The organism is Streptococcus suis (assembly GCF_019794555.1).
GTDB lineage: Bacteria > Bacillota > Bacilli > Lactobacillales > Streptococcaceae > Streptococcus > Streptococcus suis_AB.
In genome coordinates, this window is sequence record NZ_JAIMEP010000053.1 from 1 (window position 1) to 4,954 (window position 4,954).

The window sequence follows — 4,954 nt, forward strand, 5'->3', positions numbered from 1 at the left end:
TGTCATTGACGATTTATCCTTAGATAAATCACCCTGCACGTTTGGTTCGTCTTCTTTAATTTTCAAAGGTCTTTTCGTTGTCGCTCCCTTGCGACAACTATCTTAGTTTATCATTTCTTAAAGGTCTTGTCAACACTTTTTTGAAACTTTTTTTCGTTTCCTTTGTATTGATCTCCCTCAAGAGACAACTCAATCATTCTATCATCTTCACTTACTATTGTCAACTATTTTTTTAAACTTTTTTTCGTTGTTTTTTAGCTTGAAATTTGGGCTAATTTTTGGTCCTTGGCACCTGCTCATCTTAACTCATCAATGAATCACATTTGATGAGATGCAATCGACGATTAGTATAAACTTGAATATTGAAATAGTAAAAGCCGCAAGTTCACTTGCGACTCAACTGTATTTCAGATTTAATATTATTGGCGAACTTCAAGTAGTCCTAAATCACCATCTTCACGTTTATACAACACATTAGTTGTTCCGTCATTTGCATCTGTATAAATAAAGAAATCATGACCGAGTAACTCAAGTTGCAAGATTGCTTCTTCCATGTCCATCGGTTTCAAATCAACTTGCTTTGTACGAACAACTTTTACTTCATCTTCTACTTGTTCTACTAATTCGTCAGTAAAGACTTGACCAGTTGCCACTTTTTGGCGATGTTTTCTTTCAATTTTTGTTTTATTACGGCGGATTTGACGTTCAATTTTATCAACAACAAGGTCAATTGAACCATACATCTCTTGTGAGATATCTTCTGCTCTAAGTGTAATACCCCCAACTGGGATTGTTACTTCAACTTTTGCTCGTTTATCTCTGTAGACCTTGAGATTCACTTTGGCATTTAATTCTTGATCTTCAGCGAAATACTTTTCAATTTTTGCTACCTTTTCTTCAACGTATGTACGAAGAGCTTCTGTTACTTCAAGGTTTTCTCCACGAATACTGAATTTAATCATATTTGTACCTCTTTCTTGGCTTTCGCCTTTCTTCACTATTATTATACCATATCCTTAAAATATTGCAACCGTTTTCTCATCTTGCTAGTGAAAATGTCTTGATTTCTTTCTTTCCTGTTTTCAACATTTCATTTTTTGCCGATAATAGTGTTGATCCTGTTGTGTATATATCATCAATTAATAAAATTTTGTCAGGGATATTTTTTTCATTTTGGAGAAAAAACTGTTGGTGCATCTCTAAACGCTCCTTCCTATTCTGCAATGATTGTTTTTTACTATCTTTTTTTCCCAAAAGCAATTCATAGGATATATTAGCTGCGGTCAATAACCCTTCTACTTGATTGAAACCACGTTCTTCTTTTCGATTTTCGCTAATTGGAATTGGGACAATTGTATAACCAGGGAATTGACTTAGTGCTATTTTAATCTCTTTTGCAAAAACATTTCTTAAAATATAGTCCCCCTGAAATTTGTATTTACTAAAATAATTCGCCATCGCTTTATTGTATTTGAATAATGCAGTATGGGAAACCGACATTCCCTTACTTAACCAATACTGACAATCCGTGCAACGTTCGATAATTCCATTTTTATAGCAATACGGACAATGTTTTTCCGATATTGCTTCGAACGATGTTGAACAATCTGAGCAGATACCTGATTTTTTTCTACCAAAAATGAATATTTCCGAAAATTTTATCTGGTTTTTCAGTTTCTGGGAACAGAGCAAACAATTAGACATAACCTGCCTCCTTATTCATTTGTTTGATTTCTGCAATTGCCTTTTCAATCGACCGCGTACTTCCTTCATGAAAAAACAGAAGCAAGCCCGTCGGACGGTCCATACTTCTTCCGACGCGACCTGAAATTTGCACAAGACTCGATGACGTGTATAAGTAGTGATTGGCTTGAACAACAATGACATCTACTCCTGGGAATGTTACACCACGCTCTAATATTGTAGTAGAAATTAATATTGTAATTTCTTTGTTGCGAAATCCTTCCACTATTTCAAGCCGATTGTCTGTCTGACTCGATACAAAACCAATTGGTTCTTCTGGAAAGATTTGTTCCATTATGCTTGCAAATTCCAATCCTTTCGAAATTTCTGGTACAAAAATTAGTAATGGATAGCCTGTTTCTCTTTGCTTTTGAATGGCATTTCTGAGTTTTGGTTCTAATTTATTTTTCTTCAAATATGTATCGAATTTGGAAAACCAGACCTTTTGCGGAACCACAAGCGGATTTCCATGAAAACGCCTAGGGAGACTGAGTTTTTGCAATTTGCCTGATTTGACTTTTTTATCTAATTCATCCGTAGAGGTTGCTGTTAAAAATACTAAAACTCCGTCTACTTTAACTGCATTATCTGCTGCTCGATATAATATAGGGTTGTCTGCATAGGGGAAAGCATCTACTTCATCGATCAAGACCAAATCAAATGCCTGGTAAAACTTTAACAACTGATGAGTGGTCGCAACAACGAGTGGCGTTCTGAAATAGGGGTCTGATTCCCCATGTAGCAGACTAATTGGGACCGAAAAATCATTTTGTAGTCGCTTGTAGAGTTCAACACAAACATCAATTCTTGGACTGGCTAGACATACAGCACCTCCTTTATTAATTACTGATGCAACAGCATGGTACATCATTTCCGTTTTGCCCGCACCTGTTACAGCATGAACAAGCGTTGCTTGTCGCTTTTCCACATTTGCAACTAATCCATCTGATATTCGTTGTTGCCAATCGGTCAGCGCCCCCTTCCATAGAAGGCAAGCATTCATTGGAAAATCTCTCTGTGGAAAATAGTAGAGTTTCTCATCTGTTCGAACTCTCCCCAAAAGGAGACAAGCCCGACAATAATACGCACCATTTGGCAGCTTGTTTTCTTCCTCAAACGATGTCCCGCATCGGAAACAAGAGTTCTTTCCTACTACACTGGAAATTGTTTTTGCTTTTTCTCTTTCTTCTGACGTTAATTGATATTTAGTAAAAAGTCTTCCATGGTAATTCTCTAGTTCATTCATCACTTATTTATTCGGAAATTCTTGTCAGCTTGTAAAAAAATTAGTACAATTTGATTATGAAAGAATTTAAGACAATTAAAGAAGATGGTCTGGTTGAGGAAGAAATTAAGAAATCCCGCTTTACCTGCTTTATGAAACGAGTAACTAGCGAGGAGGAAGCACGTGACTTTATCAACAAGATAAAAAAAGAACACTCCAAAGCTAACCATAACTGCTCTGCATTCATCCTTGGAGAAAGTATGGAAATCAAGCGTTCCTCAGATGATGGGGAGCCCTCTGGAACAGCCGGCGTACCCATGCTAACCGTTTTAGAAAACCACGAGTTGACAAATGTCGTAGCTGTCGTCACTCGGTATTTCGGAGGCATAAAATTAGGGGCGGGTGGTCTCATTCGTGCCTACGCAGGAGCAGTGGCTAATGCAGTAAAAAATATTGGAATTGTAGAAGTCAAGGAACAAGAAGGAATTTCTATTATTATGTCCTACACCCAATATCAAGAGTTTGCCAATTGGCGAGCAGAGCAGGGCCTGGAAGAATTTGATACCCAGTTTACTACTGAAGTTTCATCCATGGTTTTTGTGGATAAGGATTGTTTAGAGCAAACCTTGGCAAGTCTAACTGAATTTTACCATGGAAAAATAACCGCAGAAAAAACCAACTCTCGAATTGTTGAGGTCCCAATCTATTAAAAAAGACTATCGCTAAGATAGTTTTTTTATATTATACTTTTTTCATTTTCTACTATATAATAATCAGTAACTTTAAATGGAGGTGCCTTATGGCTATTTATCAAAATATTACTCAATTAGTAGGAAACACACCAATTATTAAACTCAACAATATCGTACCTGAAGGTGCAGCAGATGTTTATGTTAAGTTGGAAGCTTTTAACCCTGGTTCTTCTGTTAAAGATCGTATTGCTTTGGCAATGATTGAGGATGCAGAAAAAGCTGGTACTATCAAACCAGGTGATACAATTGTTGAGCCAACAAGTGGTAATACCGGAATCGGACTTGCATGGGTTGGTGCAGCAAAAGGTTATAAAGTGATTATTGTTATGCCTGAAACAATGAGTATTGAGCGTCGCAAAATTATCCAAGCTTATGGGGCTGATTTAGTACTTACTCCCGGTAGTGAAGGTATGAAAGGTGCAATTGCTAAAGCACAAGAAATTGCTAAAGAAAAAAATGGTTGGGTACCATTCCAGTTTGCCAACCCTTCAAATCCAAAAATTCATGAAGATACAACAGGACAGGAAATTTTGGAAGATTTTGGTCCAACTGGGTTAGACGCTTTTATATCTGGTGTTGGTACTGGAGGTACAGTAAGTGGCGTTTCTCATGTTTTGAAAGCTGCCAATCCTAACATTGCTGTATATGCTGTAGAAGCTGATGAGTCCGCTGTTCTTTCCGGCGAAGCACCTGGCCCACATAAGATTCAGGGAATTTCAGCTGGTTTCATTCCAGATACTTTGGATACCGATTCATACGACGGTATCATTCGAGTAAAATCTGATGATGCTTTAGCTACTGGACGTGCCATCGGTGGACAAGAAGGTTTCCTTGTTGGTATTTCATCCGGTGCAGCGATACACGCAGCTATTGAAGTTGCCAAGGAATTAGGTGCAGGTAAAAAAGTTTTAGCAATTTTGGCAGATAATGGCGAACGCTATTTATCAACTGCACTTTACGAATTTAATGACTAATTTTCAATGAAAATTAAAAGAGTCAACGATTGGACTCTACAATATTCTTATTTTTAGAGAACAGACCGGAAGCTCCTCTTGGAGCTTTTCGCTTGTCATGGTTGTTGACAACTGATAATGTAGATTGTGAAAAAACATACTAATCGAGTAGGGACTAATTTCTAGTCCCTCTCACACCACCGTGCGTGCCGTTCGGCACACGGCGGTTCAACTAACTTTTAACGCATGTCGTTTTAGATAATAGTCTAGGCAAGAAACCA

5 protein-coding genes are annotated in these 4,954 nt (G+C 37.5%); 2 read left to right on the plus strand and 3 right to left on the minus strand.

Translation table 11 applies throughout. From position 1 onward, the window contains the following. Positions 1-419: 419 nt before the first annotated feature. From hpf to K6V48_RS11425, 3 genes are all read right to left on the minus strand, one after another. On the minus strand, positions 420-962 hold the full coding sequence (hpf, locus tag K6V48_RS11415; RefSeq protein WP_222369810.1) for a ribosome hibernation-promoting factor, HPF/YfiA family: 543 nt from the start codon (positions 960-962) through the stop codon (positions 420-422). 76 nt (positions 963-1,038) lie between these two features. After that, complete coding sequence (locus tag K6V48_RS11420) at positions 1,039-1,704, minus strand: ComF family protein (protein ID WP_222369813.1); 666 nt, start codon at positions 1,702-1,704, stop codon at positions 1,039-1,041. Next, entirely contained in the window at positions 1,697-2,989 is a 1,293-nt protein-coding gene (locus K6V48_RS11425; RefSeq protein ID WP_222369816.1) for an ATP-dependent helicase ComFA, read from the minus strand. Before K6V48_RS11425 ends, K6V48_RS11420 begins: the two co-directional genes overlap by 8 nt. A 56-nt stretch (positions 2,990-3,045) precedes the next feature. Between K6V48_RS11425 and K6V48_RS11430 the strand changes: the two genes are divergently transcribed. Both K6V48_RS11430 and cysK read left to right on the plus strand, forming a co-directional pair. Next, positions 3,046-3,678: a YigZ family protein gene (locus tag K6V48_RS11430; RefSeq protein ID WP_172016801.1), complete on the plus strand. Its 633-nt coding sequence runs from the start codon at positions 3,046-3,048 to the stop codon at positions 3,676-3,678. An 89-nt stretch (positions 3,679-3,767) separates the two neighbouring features. Continuing rightward, positions 3,768-4,694, plus strand: a complete 927-nt coding sequence (gene cysK, locus K6V48_RS11435; protein WP_024404149.1) for a cysteine synthase A — start codon at positions 3,768-3,770, stop codon at positions 4,692-4,694. Positions 4,695-4,954: the final 260 nt, after the last annotated feature.

Bases quoted from the DNA above. Each gene is read 5' to 3' on its own strand.
- hpf (WP_222369810.1), bottom strand. From the start codon at position 962: ATGATTAAATTCAGTATTCGTGGAGAAAACCTTGAAGTAACAGAAGCT.
- K6V48_RS11420 (WP_222369813.1), bottom strand. From the start codon at position 1,704: ATGTCTAATTGTTTGCTCTGTTCCCAGAAACTGAAAAACCAGATAAAA.
- K6V48_RS11425 (WP_222369816.1), bottom strand. From the start codon at position 2,989: ATGAATGAACTAGAGAATTACCATGGAAGACTTTTTACTAAATATCAA.
- K6V48_RS11430 (WP_172016801.1), top strand. From the start codon at position 3,046: ATGAAAGAATTTAAGACAATTAAAGAAGATGGTCTGGTTGAGGAAGAA.
- cysK (WP_024404149.1), top strand. From the start codon at position 3,768: ATGGCTATTTATCAAAATATTACTCAATTAGTAGGAAACACACCAATT.